The following is a 15,743-nucleotide window of genomic DNA, read 5'->3' as shown; positions in this document are numbered from 1 at the left end:
TTAATAGAAAACCTCTGCAATCATGCAACGGGCGCTACCGCCTCCGGCAGTCTCAATGGTGTCCAGCGGTGCATGAACAATCGTTCCTAAAGATTCCAGTTGATTAACTTGCAGCGCGCTCAAACTTCTATATGCTTGGCTGCTCATCACGATTCCTGTGGTGCCACTTGTTGAGCGTACCTCCAGGATATTGCCCGCGAAGTTGTTCATCTGCTGCTCACTAATTTCGATAATTGTCTTTCCTGAATCTGCTAATCGTTGCTTTATCGCCTCGCGCTCCATCATGTTGTCAATGCTTTGAAGGCAAATTTGAGCGAAGTGTGTGCCCACAGCCATCATCACATTGGTGTGGTAAATGGGTTTGCGCAGTCGACCGACCGACTGGTTTGCTTGAAAGATAAAAGGGGCGTACCCTAGATCGAGGCAAAACTGGTGAATGAGTGTTGGGTGCGCGCGCGCTGATAGCGAGCAGTAGGCGATCCGGTTTATGCGGTCGAGTATCAAGCAACCCGTGCCTTCTAAGAAGATATCTTGCTTTTCGTGATCACTGTAGTCAACGATATCCTCGTAATTTATACCCCAATTTGCGAGCGCCTGGATCGGCTGCAGCTGACGCTCGCGGCGTCTATTTTCGGCGAACATAGGATAGATGACGGCCGTTCGCTTATGAAATGAAATGGTGTTGTTTGGAAAGATGCTGTCGGGCGTATTAAGGTGACCGTCATCTTGTAACACAAGGGTGTTTAACCCAAAGTCGGTAAGTACCTGTACGAAATTGTCGAATTCGCGCGTTGCTGCTGCGGCGATATCCTTTCCAACGATATCTTCTTGAAAATAGTTGTTAATAGCCGTTTCTTCATTTTTGCGGAATCGGCTTGGCCTGACCAAAAGCAGGGTGTCTGTTGTTTGCGTATTGTTTGGGGTCATATATTAATCCCGAAAAAGTGGTAGTGTGGAACAGCGGAGCAGACCTTCTTGTTTTCCAATCTCATGGTAAGGAACCTCTTCAACCACGAAACCGTTCTCCCGTAGCCAAATATTTAAGCGGTTAAATCGCTGTTCGCTAACAACGATGTCCTCGGCGATAGAGAAGACATTGCTATACATTTGATACATCTCGTAGTCCGTTATTTCAAAGAGATTCGCCGGACCAAACAGCTCGCGGAGATAATGATAGTCCTCTTGTTCTTTAAATCCGCCGGGATAGATGATAGCTTTATCTTTACCCAACGGCTGAAAGCAGCAGTCAAGGTGCAGGGCATTTCGCCGCGCGTCGGTCATCGACTTTATTAAATCGAACTCCTTGATGGTCCTATGAGGGAAGGATTCCTTTAAGAAAGCTACGCCATTCATATTTGTTCTTGCTGTATTAATATCGGCGTAGTCGTCTCCTTTATAGGTGCCGACGAAGATGTACTCGTTCCACAGTATGACGTCGCCGCCTTCAATATGGCAGTTCTGTGGCGCAATAAGCATGTTGGCCGGCTCTACCAAGTCGGTGATCATGTTTATTGCCTGCCATTCTTGGGCTCGATCGGGAAGGATGTTTGCTTTTACAAATTTCTCATCGATCACAAAACCAATGTCACGTGAAAAGATCTGGTTGAGATTTTGGATAATCCGGGGGCGGTATACCTTTATGCCATAGCGCTCCAGTATCCCTTGAAAGGCGGTCATTTCGAAAACCATATCCGATTCCGCCGGGTAGGTTTCGGCAATTATATGTTCTAAGGATTTGGGGTCATATGCTTGGTCTGCTGTGGGCGCCGGTCCGCTGTCATTGGCGGTCCCCAATATCACCGAACGAAGTCTGGCGGTCTCATTTTCTATATGCAATTTAATCATAACATTCAGTTTAATATCGGAGCCCAAAGTTATACAATTTCGTTGACCCCAACGAGCACGGCGGCGCATAATTTTTGACCGGTATGTTTTCTAGCGGCGCTCGCATGAAACCCTTTTGCTGGGAAATTTATTCTGTTTTTCTTCGGGTGCAATCGGTTGATTCAATTTTGACATTCAAGATATATCTGATCCGGTGTTATTTCGGGTATAAAATCGTATTTTTGCAGTTTCAAGAGGTATTTTGAAAAAACACATGCTTTTTAAGGTATATGAAACTGCTTTAGAAAGAATTGAAGGAAAAAGTTAAGCGCAAAAATGAGCAACGTATTTTATCAAGAAAAATTTCAGGATCGACACAATGGACCAAGAGCCCGTGAGACCCAAGAAATGTTAGCCTATCTAGGCGTAGGGACGGTAGATGAACTTATCGAGCAAACGGTTCCAAGTCAAATTCGATTGAAGCAACCCATGGGCGTCCCCGTGGCTTTGAGCGAAAAGGCCTATTTGGCCAAGGTAAAGCAGATCGCTGATAAAAATAAGGTTTTCAAATCTTATATTGGACAGGGTTATAACGACGTTGTTGTGCCAGGTGTGATTCAGCGTAATGTCCTTGAGAACCCAGGTTGGTATACGCAATATACGCCTTATCAAGCGGAGATTTCGCAAGGGCGTCTGCAAGCATTGTTGAACTTCCAAACCGTTGTTTCTGACTTAACGGGCCTAGAGATAGCGAACGCATCGTTATTAGATGAGGCGACTGCGGCAGCGGAGGCCATGTTTATGCTTTATAATGCACGTAAGAATAAGAGTGCGAATGTATTTTTAGTTACCGCAAATATATTCCCACAAACGCTCGACGTTCTTCAAACAAGAGCAGTGCCTTTCGGCGTAGAAGTCCGTGTAGCCGATATTCGCGTAGATAACCTTTCTGATGACGTTTTCGCGGCATTTATTCAATACCCTTCAGCGGACGGTACAGTGAACGATTACGCAGCGTTTACCGCGGCGGCTCAAGAGCGCGACATAACAACATGTGTCGCGGCAGATCTAATGTCCTTAGCGCTGTTAACGCCTCCGGGTGAATGGGGTGCAGATGTGGTTGTAGGTAATACGCAACGTTTTGGTGTACCAATGGGATTTGGCGGACCACATGCGGCTTACTTTGCGACCAAAGCATCCTACAAAAGGAATATTCCGGGCCGTATTATTGGAGTTACCTCCGACGCTAGTGGAAATTACGCATTGCGTATGGCCCTACAAACGCGTGAGCAGCATATCCGCCGCGATAAGGCCTCTTCAAATATTTGTACAGCTCAGGCGTTACTGGCAATTATGGCGTCATTCTACGCGGTATATCATGGACCTCAAGGGATCAAAAATATAGCCCTTCGTATTAATGATTTGGCCAAATTAGTCGACAAAGCCGTTCAAGCACTTGGCTATAAGCAGCTAAATGAAAGCTATTTTGATACTTTACGTTTTGAGGTCGGCGAGCAGCTGAGCGGGTTAAAGAGTGAAGCACTGAACAATGAGGTAAACTTCTATTATAGTGATGGAGTGGTGGGTATCTCAATTGATGAGGCGACAAGCATTGAAGATGTCGAATTGATTGTCCGCATTTTCGCGAAGATCAAAGGAAAATCAATTGCGGATATCGATTTTGAAGATATGGTTGATCATCTTGGTGATTCAATTCCGGAAGAGCTAAAACGCCAAACAGCATACTTAACACACCCATTGTTTAACGATTACCACTCCGAGAGCGATATGCTTCGTTACATCAAGTCTCTTGAGGCGAAAGACCTTTCTTTGTGTCACTCGATGATTCCGTTAGGCTCGTGTACGATGAAGCTTAATGCTACCTCAGAAATGGTGCCTTTAACGTGGAGTGAGTTCGGCGGCTTGCATCCTTTTGCACCGGCGGATCAAACTTCGGGATATATGTATCTTATTAATGAGCTTAATGAGTGGCTTTCAAAAATCACGGGATTTGCAAAAATGTCTTTCCAGCCGAACTCCGGTGCGCAGGGCGAATATGCAGGGTTGATGGTTATCCGAGCGTATCACCAAAGCCGCGGGCAGGGGCATCGTAACATCTGTTTGATTCCGGCTTCTGCACATGGTACAAACCCCGCTTCCGCTTCAATGGCCGGTATGAAGGTCGTGGTTGTTAAATGTGATGATGCAGGAAATATCGACGTTGAAGATCTACGTGCTAAAGCGCAGCAACACGCCGAACACCTGAATTCATTTATGGTGACTTATCCTTCTACGCACGGTGTGTTTGAAGAGTCTATCGTGGAGATCTGCGAAATTATACACGCTAATGGCGGACAAGTATATATGGATGGTGCGAATATGAATGCGCAAGTAGGCTTAACAAGCCCCGGATTCATTGGCGCGGACGTTTGTCACTTGAATTTACATAAAACGTTCTGTATTCCGCATGGTGGTGGTGGGCCAGGTATGGGGCCAATTGGTGTGGCAGCGCATCTTGTGCCTTTCCTTCCTAGCCATGAGGTGGTAGAAACTTCGGGTCCAGAAGGTATTTCGGCTGTTTCGGCAGCGCCGTTCGGATCGGCTTCGATCCTTACGATTTCCTACGCGTACATTGCGATGATGGGCGGTGAAGGACTTACCGACGCTACCAAACTCGCTATATTAAATGCAAACTACATCAAGGCGCGCTTAGAGCAGCACTATCCGGTGCTTTATGCTGGTGCAAAAGGCCGCTGCGGGCATGAGATGATCTTAGATTGTAGAAGCTTTAAGAAGGTTGGAATTGAGGTTGCTGATATCGCCAAGCGTCTGATGGACTATGGTTTCCATGCACCAACGGTGTCGTTCCCTGTTGCAGGTACGCTTATGGTTGAGCCTACAGAATCTGAATCGAAAGCCGAGCTGGATCGCTTTTGTGACGCGCTAGTTGCGATTCGCGCGGAAATTGCAGCCGTCGAGCTGGGCGAAGTAGACCAGACGAACAACTTATTGAAAAATGCGCCACATACGGCAGATATGGTGACTGCAGACGAGTGGGATAAACCATATAGTCGTCATACAGCGATCTACCCGCTTGCTTACGTTAAAGCCAATAAATTTTGGCCTTCCGTAGGGCGTGTGAACGACTCGCAAGGGGACCGAACATTGATCTGTTCATGTCCGCCGATCGAAGCGTACGCTGAAGCTTAGACTTTAGACGCCAGTATTTAAACTCCTGTTATAGAAATGTAGCAGGAGTTTTCTATTTTAGGGAAAACGATTCGTTATGATGAAGATGACCAGTATTTTATTTGTTCTGTTTTTTTGTGTGGCATCCCTTGCCAGCTATGGGCAAGAAACCCTTTTTCAGTTTGGGAGTGTACGTAAGTTTGATTCTATTTTAGGGGGGAAGGCTGGTGAGGACCGTATGAACTGGATCCAGGTAAATACGACCGACAGCACGTGGAAAGTCGAAGACAGCGTACTACGGTGTCAGGGACAGCCCATTGGTGTGGTGCGCTCGGAAAGAATGTACCAGAACTTCATTATGCATGTGCAATGGCGGCATCTTGAGGCGGGTGGTAATTCTGGGATTTTTGTGTGGTCGGACGCCGATCCCGAGAAGCATAACCGGCTACCTAGTGGCGTGGAGGTGCAGATGCTGGAACTCGACTGGGTGAATCAGCATGTTTCCCAAGAAGGCGAGAAGCCGCCGATAGCCTACGTGCACGGGGAGTTGTTTGGAGCGGGTAAACACACGACTGTTCCTGATAATCCACGCGGCATCCGCAGCAAGTCTATCGAGAACCGCTGCCTGGGGCAGGGGCAGTGGAACTCCTACACGGTCGTTTGTGTTGATGGCACCATAAAGCTTTCGGTGAATGGGAAGTTTGTCAACGGGATCCAGCAAGCCAGCAAGCGGAGAGGGTATTTGTGCTTAGAGTCCGAGGGTGCCCAGATTGAATTTCGTAATTTGCAGGTCATCGAATTGGATTCCGGGAGCATACTCGCCGAGCAGATTGTCGAGGAAATATAGGCGTCCGTAACAATTTGCGAGAAGGCTATTGTATTTGGAATGGGAATTGTACTTTTAGGCAAACAAAAATTAAGATGAAAAGGATTTGGTTTCTAGGCCCATTGGCCGCTATGCTCGTTTTTGCATCCTGTGGCGGAGGTAAATACGCTGCCACCGAGAAGGTGTATAAGAAAAAGGCGAAAGACTTCGCCGTGGGGTATCGTGAAGCCCCGGTGGAGAGTCAGCTGGAAAAGCTGATTACCAGCCACGATAAAGAATGGATAGGATCGATAAATTTTGGCGTGCGTAAGCCCAACTACGTGATGATCCATCATACGGCGCAGGATTCGTTAGCCCAGACGGTGAAAACATTCCACAGCGCTCGTGCGGGTGTGAGTTCTCACTACGTCATTGGCCGTGATGGGAAAATCGTTCAGATGGTAAATGATCTATATCGCGGTCATCACGCGGGACTTGGTAAATGGGGTAATGATACCGATCTTAACTCTTCGTCGATCGGCATTGAGTTGGATAATAATGGTCTAACCGATCCTTGGCCTCCGGAGCAGATCGATGCTCTAGTGGACCTGTTGCAGTATTTAAAACAAACCTATAAAATTCCGCAATCGAATTTTATCGGGCATATGGATTACGCGCCTACTCGTAAGAATGATCCGAGGGCTTTGCCGTGGAAGGTGCTTGCTGATAAAGGGTTCGGCTATTGGTATGACAATGTTCTGCCAGAGGTTCCAGACGGCTTTGATCCAAGGATTGCGTTGCGGATTATTGGTTACGACGTCTCCAATTTAGATGCCGCAATCAAGGCTTTCAAGATCCATTATATACAGGATCGGACGAGCTCGGCTTCGCTTAATGGAAATGATCTTAAGATACTGTATTCGATTTTCTTGAAATATATGTAAGAACTTGTCCAGTTTTTATATCTCCCTACCCGTGGATCTTCCTTTGGTAGGGAGATATTTATGTATAGCGGCTGCTAGCCTACCAGTAGAACGCGTTAAACGGTTTTCACGTATTTCGCTTCGTAGTTTTCGATATCAACTATATACTTGTTTTTTATTAAAAAATCGAACAGCGATTGCGCTTCTTGGGCCACGGGGACATTTTGAGTTGTGATGATCGTCTGTGATTTTTTATCAAGATAAGGATATGCGTAGAGTTTGACATCTTTACTGAACATGCCCGAGATATAAGACAGCAGCTCGTTTGTATAGGTCTCTTTGCTGTAGTTTTGGGTGTTGAAGATATTCTTCAAGTTGGATACGTTGGTCACGATTCCAACGTGCTGCGGCTTGAATGAACCGATAAATTCCGCCAGGTGATTGTTCCTGCGGAAGTTGGATACCATAATGTTGTTCCCTGTAGCGCACAGGTATTCGGCGCGCTCTGCAAAGTAGGCTAAATCCTGATCGGTGATCAGCTGCTCTTCGTCAAGAACATTCCCCATTAATATTTCAATTAACACCACGGTATTCTGCGGCGTGGCACCTGTGTTTTTATAAAATTGTTCTAGGGCGCTATTGAAAAGGTCGAAGTTGGGATTCGATTTTTGCCGGTATTTGGTGCGTAGGATGATGATGTTCTTCTTGTATAGGTAATCTTTTATTTGTGCTGCTTTTGCATCGGGGCGAAAGATCGCGGCGCGTGCAAAGCCTTTGGCAATCAAGTACAGGTTTAATAGGCGTTCGTTCGCCGATTCAAAGATGGGGCCCGTGACTTTCACTAAGTCAATTTCAACGGAGCCGATGGAAAGATTATCCACGAGCGATTCGATCATCGTTTGCGGGTTCTCGCTATAGTAATATGCCGCGAAGATCAGGTTTACTCCCAGGATACCGAGCACTTTGGACTGTAGCCTCGAGTCGCTATCGAGTAGACGGACGTGAACCACGATATCATTAAACGGGCCGTCGACGACACTTTGAAAGCGAATACCGATCCACCCGTGCGGCTCATTGTTTTTAGCGAAGTTTAATGTGGTTACGGTGTTGGCAAAAGCGAAAAACCTTTTCGTTTGGTATTTCTGTCCACAAAGGCGCTCGGTGAGCAGGTTGAATTCATGGTTTAACATTTTTATTACCCTGGTGCGGCTAACGTATCGGCCCGATTCCTCGACGCCGTATATCGCATCACTGAAAGTCATATCGTAGGCCGATATCGTTTTGGCAATTGTTCCCGATGCGGCTCCTGCCTCGAAGAAGTTGCGGGCGACCTCTTGACCGGCTCCAATTTCTGCAAAGGTTCCGTATACGTCTGGGTTTAGGTTGATTTTTAATGCTTTTCTTTTTGTCTCAAAAATTTCTCTTGCCATGCTGGCAAAGGTACGAAATCATAGGATTATTTGGACAAGACCAAGCTGAGGAAAATAAAATTAGGCTTGCTTACAGCAGGCCTAATTTTTGAAATGTATAAAACAGAGCTGCGCTGTGTAGTGCTTGTCCGATTTTGTTCGCCAGGAGGTATTCGCGGGCTTGCTCGATACTCATGACAATCACTTCTATGTCCTCGGAATCGTCAAGATCCTGCTCTTGAACTTTGCTGCCGCCTTTTAATAAGTAGGTATGGGTAATGTTTCCGCTGGTAGCGGGGTTGGCATAAAGCGCACATATTTTCTCGATGCTCTGGAAGGCATATCCCGTTTCTTCCAGCATTTCGCGGCGCGCTCCTTGTGCGGGCTCTTCACCCGGCTCCACCACCCCTGCGGGCAGCTCGACGAGTATCTCGCCTGCGCCATGTCGGTACTGTTTGACAAATAAGACCTTCTGATCGGTCGTAAAGCCAACCATATTCACCCATGTAGGATACTCGAGTACATAATATTCGTCTTTGATGTTTCCGTTAGGCATTTGCAGCTTATCCATACGCAAGGTTGCCCAGGGCCTCTTAATAATGTATTTAGAATCTAGTAGTTTCCACTTTTCCATATCTTTTATCGGACTATATCGGCCATAATACGTTCTACTTTGTCCTGCAGTTTTTTGGACACCGATTCATAATCGCCAGAGCTATCGAGAGGTTCTTTTACCGAGCAATAGAACTTGATCTTGGGCTCTGTTCCCGAGGGGCGTGCGGAGATAACGTCGCCTTGGACGGTGATGAACTGTAAGACATTTGATGCCGGCAAATCGATTTTTGATTGTGCTCCTGTCTGCAGGATAGTGGCCATTCCTGTCTGGTAATCGCGAATCTCGCGCACATCAATCCCCCCGAGCGATTTTGGTGCTTTCGCCCGCAGATCAACCATCATCTGTTTGATCTCTTCGGCCCCGGTTTTACCTTGTTTTGTAAGCGATATAAGCTTCTCTTGATAAAAGCCAAATTGTTGATATAGTTCCAGTAGCACCTCGAAGAGCGACTTGCCGCGCGATTTGAAGTATGCAGCCATTTCTGCAATAAATGCGCAGGCGTTGACCGCATCTTTATCGCGCACTAAATCACCGACGAGAAAGCCATAGCTCTCTTCACCGCCGACCAGGTAGTTCCCCGTATTTTGCTGGGCGGTCATGACCTGCCCGATGAATTTAAATCCAGTCAGCGTCTCGATGTGTTTTACGCCGAAGGCATCACCTATGGCGGACATTAGGTTTGAGGTGACAATTGTTTTTACGATATAGTCGTTGTCTTTGAGCTGCTGTTTTTCCTTTTTAGCGGATAAAACGTAGTATATAAGCAGGCTTCCTATCTGGTTGCCGTTCAGTAGCTGCATCTCTCCTTTTTCATTTTTAACCGCTAGACCGACACGGTCGGCGTCTGGATCTGTTGCCAGTACCACGTCGGCATCAATTTGTTGCCCCTTTTGCTTTGCCATGGACATGGCTTCTTCCTCTTCGGGGTTGGGGTATATGACCGTTGGAAAGTTACCGTCGGGTGTTGCTTGTTCGTTCACCAAATGGATGTTTTGAAATCCCCAAGCCTCAAGGATCTTAGGCACCATGGTGATGCCTGTGCCGTGGATGGACGAAAACACGATCTTCAGATTTCTCTGGGCAGCTACCGCATCGGGGTTGATGCTTAGCTTTTTGTTTGCCTGAATATAGATATCGTCGAAGTCCTCATCTATGAGCGTAATGTTTCTCGGTTCGGCTTGAAAGCGAATTTCGGATACCGAGGATATGGCGTTCACGTGCTCGATGACGTTTGTATCGTCGGGAGCGACTAGCTGTCCGCCGTCATTCCAGTAGGCCTTATAGCCGTTGTATTCTTTGGGATTATGTGATGCGGTAAGCATAACGCCTCCCTGGCAGCCGAAATGACGCACCGCGAACGATAGCACCGGAGTTGGGCGTAGCTCCTTAAAGAGAAACACCTGGATGCCGTTTGCCGAAAAGACGTCAGCAACGAGTTTGCCAAAATCTTGCGAGTTGTTGCGGCTATCGTACGATACCGCTACCCGCAATTTTTCACCGGGGAACTGTCGAATCAAATAATTGGCAAGCCCTTGCGTTGCCTTGCCTATGGTATACTTATTTATACGGTTGGACCCTACTCCCATAAGCCCGCGCAGCCCACCGGTACCGAATTCTAACTCTTTGTAGAAAGAATCAATTAGGTCTGTTTCCAGATTGTTATCGATGAGTTTTTGTACGCTAGCTACCGTGTCGCTATCGTATTGTGGGCTTAGCCACTGATTAATACGGTTTTGTGTCGGTTGATCGATATTGCTCATTTTATGCATTTTTACGCGTTAAATATAGCTTTTTCTTTTGAACTCATCGGGCACGCAGATTAACTTTGCTTTATTTGTTTGCTGGAACAGGACGTTAGGCATCACAGGTGCCGTACGCCCGGTCTATGACAATCACATACCACGAGCCTTCGTGCTTTTTAACATGGAATATAAGATTCTCGCCGCTCGTCAGTACAATGCGGTAAGAGCCTCTCTCGAACGATTTTATTTGGGCGAGCTCTCCGTCGGTTACCTCTTCAAATTCATGCCGGAATTCAGCTATATAGGTCAGTTGATCTGCATTTTTTGTGGTGTCGGCTATGAATCCTTGTTTGTCCCACTGATCCGTTGCACAGTCAAACACAGGAAGCTCTTGGAAGCTAAGGGGATAATCGTTTGTTATTGTTGGGTAGGGATAATGTCGCGGAACAGGGTTTTCAAAGTCGAGGCTGTCGGCGTGGTAGTAGGTGTCCATCGCTCCGGGGCGATAGATGATGTATAGGCCTAAGTCCGGATGGACTAGCTTATTTGCCTTTTGGCTATCTTGGCTGATGTATGCACGTGCAAAGCGTGTTATTACCTCGTTCAACTGCCGAGCGTCGTGTGCCGAATCAACGTTGACAACGCTATCCACCGTACCTTGTGCATCGGCGTTATTTTTGCTCGAAGAGTTACAAGACACTAGTAATAGTAGTGCTCCGAACAGGGCTAGCAGTGTATTTCTCATGATTTATTTGTTTTTCGAATGTTGCTCTCGATGCTGTCCCACATCTCTTGGGGTATTGCTTCAAGGCTGTTGAACTGTCCGGCACCTTGGAGCCATTCGCCGCCGTCGATGGTCACCACCTCGCCATTGATAAAGGTCGCATAGTCTGATAAAAGGAATGCCGCTAGGTTGGATAACTCTTGGTGGTCGCCCACACGTTTCAGGGGCACGCGGTTTTTAAAATCGAATTTCTCCAAAAGTTCACCTGGAAGGAGTCTGTCCCATGCGCCTTTGGTCGGGAAGGGCCCCGGGGCAATCGCATTTTGTCGAATGCCATATTTTCCCCATTCTACTGCTAGCGAGCGTGTGAGTGTGAGTACGCCCGATTTAGCAATGGCCGAGGGCACCACAAAGCCCGAGCCCGTGGAGGCGTATGTTGTTACAATATTAAGTACGGATGCTTGTTGCTTTTTGGCGATCCAGTCTTTGCCGAAAGTTAGCGTACAGTTTACCGTTCCTTTAAGAACGATGTCGATTACCGTAGAGAAAGCGTTTGCAGAAAGGCGTTCGCTCGGCGAGATAAAATTACCTGCCGCGTTGTTCACTAGCATGTCTACACGCGAAAAGCGGTCTATCGACTGCTTGAGCAAGGATTCGACTTGCGCGATCTCACGTATATCGCAGGAAACTGCTAGTACGGCATTGCCGGTATTGGCGGTGATCTCTTGCGCTGTTTTCTCTAATACATCGAGCTTCCTGCTGGTTAATACGAGGTTGGCACCCAGCTGGGAGAAATAGGTTGCCATGGCTTTGCCTAGGCCTGTACCGCCGCCGGTGACGACGATTGTTTTGCCCAGTAAGGCATTCTCTTTAAGTGCACCTTCTACCATAAGTTATGCTTTTTTGGTTGTTAGATTCGTGATTATTGTCTTTAAAATTTGGCGCGTGGAGGGCTTCCACCATTGCTCGAGCACTTGATCGATTGCAATCGCTTTGCTGTTGGCGATATTGTTGAGTAGCTCGTGACGAAGATTCAGTTTTGTGCTCGCCCATGCAGTCTTGTCAAATTGGGCTACAACTTTGGCCTTTCTGCCCGCGGCGGTTAGTATTCGATCGGCCGGGATAGTTTCGTCTACCAGGCCGCACGCCAAGGCGTCGGCGGGGTTAAGAAGTTTTCCTTCTAACAAGTTTCGGTAAGCTTGGGCCTGTCCGATCCAGAAGCTGTATAGCGCGAAGATGCTCGAGGGCACGACTATGCCTACCGGCACTTCATTCAGACCGATGATAAATTCACCTTGGGCCATCACGCGATAGTCGCAACATAGCGCCAGCACACAGCCGCCTGCTGGGCTATGTCCGGTGATGGATGCCACGGCAGGCTTTGGAAAGGCGACGAGCTTATAGACTAGATCGATAAAGGCGTTCCAAAAGGCTTCAATTTGGTCTTTATCATACTCGTAGAGCGTAATTAGATCGAGCCCGGAGGAAAAAAAGCCTTCTTTACCGTGAAGTATGATCGCCTCGATGGCAGGGTCTTTTTCTGCTTTTTCCAGCTCCTGGGTTAGTTCGAGAACCATTTCCAGGTGAAGGGCATTGGACCTACCGCGGTCTAAACCTAAATATAATAGATGATCTGTGTTTTGCGTTTTTATGAATTCCCCCATATTAGGCTTTTAAATTCGTTTCTGTCCGTTCTTCGAAAATTACAAAAAAAAATCTAGACGCGCGTATTACGTCCGCTAGAAAAGCGAGCATGTCGCCCACTTGTAACAGCCCTCCCTTTCGCGCAGAAGGGAGGGCGGTAGCCATCGTCTAGCGGCCATGTTCTATTACTCTACCTGGAAGCGGAGCGTCTTACTGACCAGTCTGCCGGAAAAGTCTAGGCCTTGTATATCTATTTTATAGTTTCCTGTTTCGTCCGATGTATAGAAATAAAATGTAGCCATACCATGCTCATCGGTGATGATGTTGGGCTCCCAGTGCAGGGTATTACGAAGGTCTTGATCCAACGTGTTTTTTTCCAGAGTGCCGTATTCGGGCTTGTAGAACGTCTTATTGATGTGTAATCCTTTGGGCTGTATGGTTATGATCCCTTTGGGGGTGAACCTTTGCATTGCATCTGCGCCTGTTTTTGAAGTGATGATAATTAGCCCGTTTGATCCGTACTGACCGTAAATCGTTGTATAGTTTGCGTTGCGCAGCACTTCTATACTTTGCACCTGCGAAGGGTCGATCATCTGTATTTGATCGGCATCCACATACATGCCGTCTAATACCAGTTGCATCGGGGCGTTGGAGCGCGTGTTGTAAGGCTCCCCATTTTGAAAATAAACACCCATCAGCCGTCCGTTAAGACATTGCTCGAGTGTCGAACAGTTCGAAAGGTCGTCCGCGCCCAGGACCTGATCGGCATTGCCACGACCGTTAAAGTTCGAGGTGTTCTGTGCCGCTTTGTTGGTGCGGGCGTTGGCATTTACGACGACCTCTTCAAGGGCTATCGAACGTTCCATCATGCCCTGCGCCTCCAGGGCAGCAAAATAGCGTTTGCCGGCTTTAAGCTCTTGGATATAGCGGCTATTTATATTGTTTAGTGCGCCGGGTTTGTCTTTATTGAAAGTCGTTTGGGGCAGGATTTGCTCGAAATGATTAATGTCTATTCTGTTTTTGTCGTTTTGGTCTTTGGCGGTCAAAATAAATTTCACACTGTCTGCGAACAAGAGGTTGTCGAATGAAAACTCACCCTCCTGGTTAGCTATCGTGTCGATAAAGTCCATGTAGCTCGTGGTCGGTATTAAGGTCATCTTGGCGCTAGGCACGCCGGCTTTGCGCCCTAGTTTGTTTGCCCGGCCGCGAATACTGATACTTTTTTCTACTGGGAATTTAGGGGCGGCGATGCTGTCTACTTGCAATAGGTCTATCTTTCGCCAGCCTTGGGTAAGTAGTAAGTTGTCAATATCGGTGGTTTTGGGCTGCTGGTCACTAAAATAAAAGGATGGATTTTCAATATATCCACGCAGCTCGCTACTGAGGTATAATACGCTTTGAATTCCGGCGCCACTGCCCCGTTCGGCAGTGTCTTTGGGGCTTTTAATGACCGACGCAGACAGTACCGCGTTCCGCACGCTGTCCTGGGGCGTACCAGTCTGAATACTGAGGGAAACTTTTTCCCGCTTACCGAAGGACGGTGCATTGAGCTCGACCTCTAGGGGAAGCTCGCCGGCACCCGAATGAATAAAAACAGGACGCTCCATAATCGGCTCGAACTGCCCGTTGAGAATCGTTAACGTTAAAATGCCCGAAGGGAGCTCTTTTTTGCTTATCGAGAATCCCAGCTGGGCCTGTGATGCTTTTTGTAGGGAGGTATGGAAGGTCTGCCCTCGGTAGTGTACCATGAAGTAAATATTCGAGCCGTCTTGTCTGTCTGGCGACAGATTAACCTGTGCGAATAGTTTATTTGCATTGCTGTTATTTATTTGAAGATTGTATCCCGAGGATACAATGGGCGGTAGCGGTGCTTGCACGGATGTGCCATCTTGAAAGTCGGTCGAGGTGTGGTAGGTTTCCTCGGCCTGGATAAATATCGCGGCGGAGCCCATGCCCAACTCATTTGTGGCAAGTCTGGCGACGGTATCGCCGCTTGAATTGAGCACGTATGATGTTGCTTTAATCCCCATGCCCGAAGGGCGCAAGGCTTTGGCGGCGATCTTATTTAGTGCTCCGGCGAGAAGGGTGCCCCCTTCGGGGAAAAATTGAATGCTATTTTGGGGATCCGCGGATGCGGGCAGACCGAATACTTTCTTTATGTGCAGCTCCGCGGCATTTTTAAATGACAGGGTGAGCGATGCTTCGGTGTATTTTTCGTTAAAAGGGATATCTATCTTTCCCTGGCTATCGGTTTTCTTTCTTCCTTTTTTTAATATCTTGCCCTCCGGTTCCGTTATTTCATATTGGACGTACGTGCTTTCTAGCGGCCCTTGGTCGATTTCTTCGAGCTGGATCGTGTAATTTTCGCCCTGTAGTTCGGACGAAGTTAGAATGTTGTCCACCCTTCCGTTTGACACGTGAATATTTTGGTTATAAAAATAGGCGGCACTGTCGTTGCGCATCCAGTTGGTGTAGCCACGCAGGCGGTAGGTGCCCTCTACGAGCGTGTCTTGCAACGCAATATCGCCGAAGCTTAGCCCACTAATTAAAGGAATTTTTATCGCTGCTACAACCTGGTTGTTTGGGCTTATTAGATCTACGTATGCAATTTTGCTTAGGTTGGAAAGGAGGTTTTCAACGCCCAGCGTGACATAGGCCTTCAACCATATGGTTTCCCCGGCCGTGTAGTTGGTTTTATCCAGATGGATAAAAACCTTCTCTACTGGACGACTAGCGTTGTAATCATTGATTTTTGACAAGAAACTTTGGATATCTTGTGCTTGTAAGCAGTATTGGTTGCATAGTGCGCAGGCCAATAAAATCCATCTTTTTAGGGTCATAACGGTTTGAATTGTGCAACCAAAATA

12 protein-coding genes are annotated in these 15,743 nt (G+C 47.3%); 3 read left to right on the top strand and 9 right to left on the bottom strand.

The features are described from left to right. Both ctlX and FM107_RS02510 read right to left on the bottom strand, forming a co-directional pair. On the bottom strand, positions 1–927 hold the full coding sequence (gene ctlX / locus FM107_RS02515) for a citrulline utilization hydrolase CtlX (protein WP_086946934.1): 927 nt from the start codon (positions 925–927) through the stop codon (positions 1–3). 3 nt (positions 928–930) lie between these two features. Next, positions 931–1,845, bottom strand: coding sequence for a dimethylarginine dimethylaminohydrolase family protein (locus tag FM107_RS02510; RefSeq protein ID WP_086946933.1), 915 nt, complete (start codon positions 1,843–1,845; stop codon positions 931–933). Between the two features lie 315 nt (positions 1,846–2,160). Between FM107_RS02510 and gcvP the strand changes: the two genes are divergently transcribed. From gcvP to FM107_RS02495, 3 genes are all read left to right on the top strand, one after another. Continuing rightward, positions 2,161–5,034: an aminomethyl-transferring glycine dehydrogenase gene (gene gcvP / locus FM107_RS02505; RefSeq protein ID WP_086946932.1), complete on the top strand. Its 2,874-nt coding sequence runs from the start codon at positions 2,161–2,163 to the stop codon at positions 5,032–5,034. 76 nt (positions 5,035–5,110) lie between these two features. After that, entirely contained in the window at positions 5,111–5,860 is a 750-nt protein-coding gene (locus tag FM107_RS02500; RefSeq protein ID WP_256959296.1) for a DUF1080 domain-containing protein, read from the top strand. A gap of 74 nt (positions 5,861–5,934) precedes the next feature. Then, entirely contained in the window at positions 5,935–6,762 is an 828-nt protein-coding gene (locus FM107_RS02495; protein ID WP_086946930.1) for an N-acetylmuramoyl-L-alanine amidase, read from the top strand. 95 nt (positions 6,763–6,857) lie between these two features. On the opposite strand, the gene FM107_RS02490 is transcribed toward FM107_RS02495, so the two are convergent. The 7 genes from FM107_RS02490 to FM107_RS02460 form a co-directional block, all read right to left on the bottom strand. Then, complete coding sequence (locus FM107_RS02490) at positions 6,858–8,171, bottom strand: nicotinamide mononucleotide adenylyltransferase (RefSeq protein WP_086946929.1); 1,314 nt, start codon at positions 8,169–8,171, stop codon at positions 6,858–6,860. Between the two features lie 70 nt (positions 8,172–8,241). Further along, complete coding sequence (locus tag FM107_RS02485; RefSeq protein ID WP_086946928.1) at positions 8,242–8,784, bottom strand: NUDIX hydrolase; 543 nt, start codon at positions 8,782–8,784, stop codon at positions 8,242–8,244. 5 nt (positions 8,785–8,789) lie between these two features. Then, positions 8,790–10,526, bottom strand: a complete 1,737-nt coding sequence (locus FM107_RS02480) for a phospho-sugar mutase (protein ID WP_086946927.1) — start codon at positions 10,524–10,526, stop codon at positions 8,790–8,792. A gap of 94 nt (positions 10,527–10,620) precedes the next feature. Continuing rightward, positions 10,621–11,253: a hypothetical protein gene (locus tag FM107_RS02475; protein WP_086946926.1), complete on the bottom strand. Its 633-nt coding sequence runs from the start codon at positions 11,251–11,253 to the stop codon at positions 10,621–10,623. After that, entirely contained in the window at positions 11,250–12,122 is an 873-nt protein-coding gene (locus FM107_RS02470) for an SDR family oxidoreductase (protein WP_086946925.1), read from the bottom strand. The genes FM107_RS02475 and FM107_RS02470 overlap by 4 nt, the downstream gene beginning before the upstream one ends. Positions 12,123–12,125: 3 nt before the next feature. Further along, positions 12,126–12,896 (bottom strand): enoyl-CoA hydratase/isomerase family protein, encoded by a 771-nt coding sequence (locus FM107_RS02465; protein ID WP_086946924.1) that lies wholly within the window; start codon positions 12,894–12,896, stop codon positions 12,126–12,128. 165 nt (positions 12,897–13,061) lie between these two features. After that, positions 13,062–15,716 (bottom strand): TonB-dependent receptor plug domain-containing protein, encoded by a 2,655-nt coding sequence (locus FM107_RS02460; protein WP_086946923.1) that lies wholly within the window; start codon positions 15,714–15,716, stop codon positions 13,062–13,064. Between the last annotated feature and the right edge of the window lie 27 nt (positions 15,717–15,743).

The sequence above is a fragment of the Sphingobacterium sp. JB170 genome (assembly GCF_900163865.1).
Classification (GTDB): domain Bacteria; phylum Bacteroidota; class Bacteroidia; order Sphingobacteriales; family Sphingobacteriaceae; genus Sphingobacterium.
This window is presented reverse-complemented; position numbering and strand designations above follow the sequence as displayed.

What these genes read in the sequence shown, in the direction of transcription:
- ctlX (WP_086946934.1), bottom strand. Translation starts at nt 927, where the DNA reads ATGACCCCAAACAATACGCAAACAACAGACACCCTGCTTTTGGTCAGG.
- FM107_RS02510 (WP_086946933.1), bottom strand. Translation starts at nt 1,845, where the DNA reads ATGATTAAATTGCATATAGAAAATGAGACCGCCAGACTTCGTTCGGTG.
- gcvP (WP_086946932.1), top strand. Translation starts at nt 2,161, where the DNA reads ATGAGCAACGTATTTTATCAAGAAAAATTTCAGGATCGACACAATGGA.
- FM107_RS02500 (WP_256959296.1), top strand. Translation starts at nt 5,111, where the DNA reads ATGATGAAGATGACCAGTATTTTATTTGTTCTGTTTTTTTGTGTGGCA.
- FM107_RS02495 (WP_086946930.1), top strand. Translation starts at nt 5,935, where the DNA reads ATGAAAAGGATTTGGTTTCTAGGCCCATTGGCCGCTATGCTCGTTTTT.
- FM107_RS02490 (WP_086946929.1), bottom strand. Translation starts at nt 8,171, where the DNA reads ATGGCAAGAGAAATTTTTGAGACAAAAAGAAAAGCATTAAAAATCAAC.
- FM107_RS02485 (WP_086946928.1), bottom strand. Translation starts at nt 8,784, where the DNA reads ATGGAAAAGTGGAAACTACTAGATTCTAAATACATTATTAAGAGGCCC.
- FM107_RS02480 (WP_086946927.1), bottom strand. Translation starts at nt 10,526, where the DNA reads ATGAGCAATATCGATCAACCGACACAAAACCGTATTAATCAGTGGCTA.
- FM107_RS02475 (WP_086946926.1), bottom strand. Translation starts at nt 11,253, where the DNA reads ATGAGAAATACACTGCTAGCCCTGTTCGGAGCACTACTATTACTAGTG.
- FM107_RS02470 (WP_086946925.1), bottom strand. Translation starts at nt 12,122, where the DNA reads ATGGTAGAAGGTGCACTTAAAGAGAATGCCTTACTGGGCAAAACAATC.
- FM107_RS02465 (WP_086946924.1), bottom strand. Translation starts at nt 12,896, where the DNA reads ATGGGGGAATTCATAAAAACGCAAAACACAGATCATCTATTATATTTA.
- FM107_RS02460 (WP_086946923.1), bottom strand. Translation starts at nt 15,716, where the DNA reads ATGACCCTAAAAAGATGGATTTTATTGGCCTGCGCACTATGCAACCAA.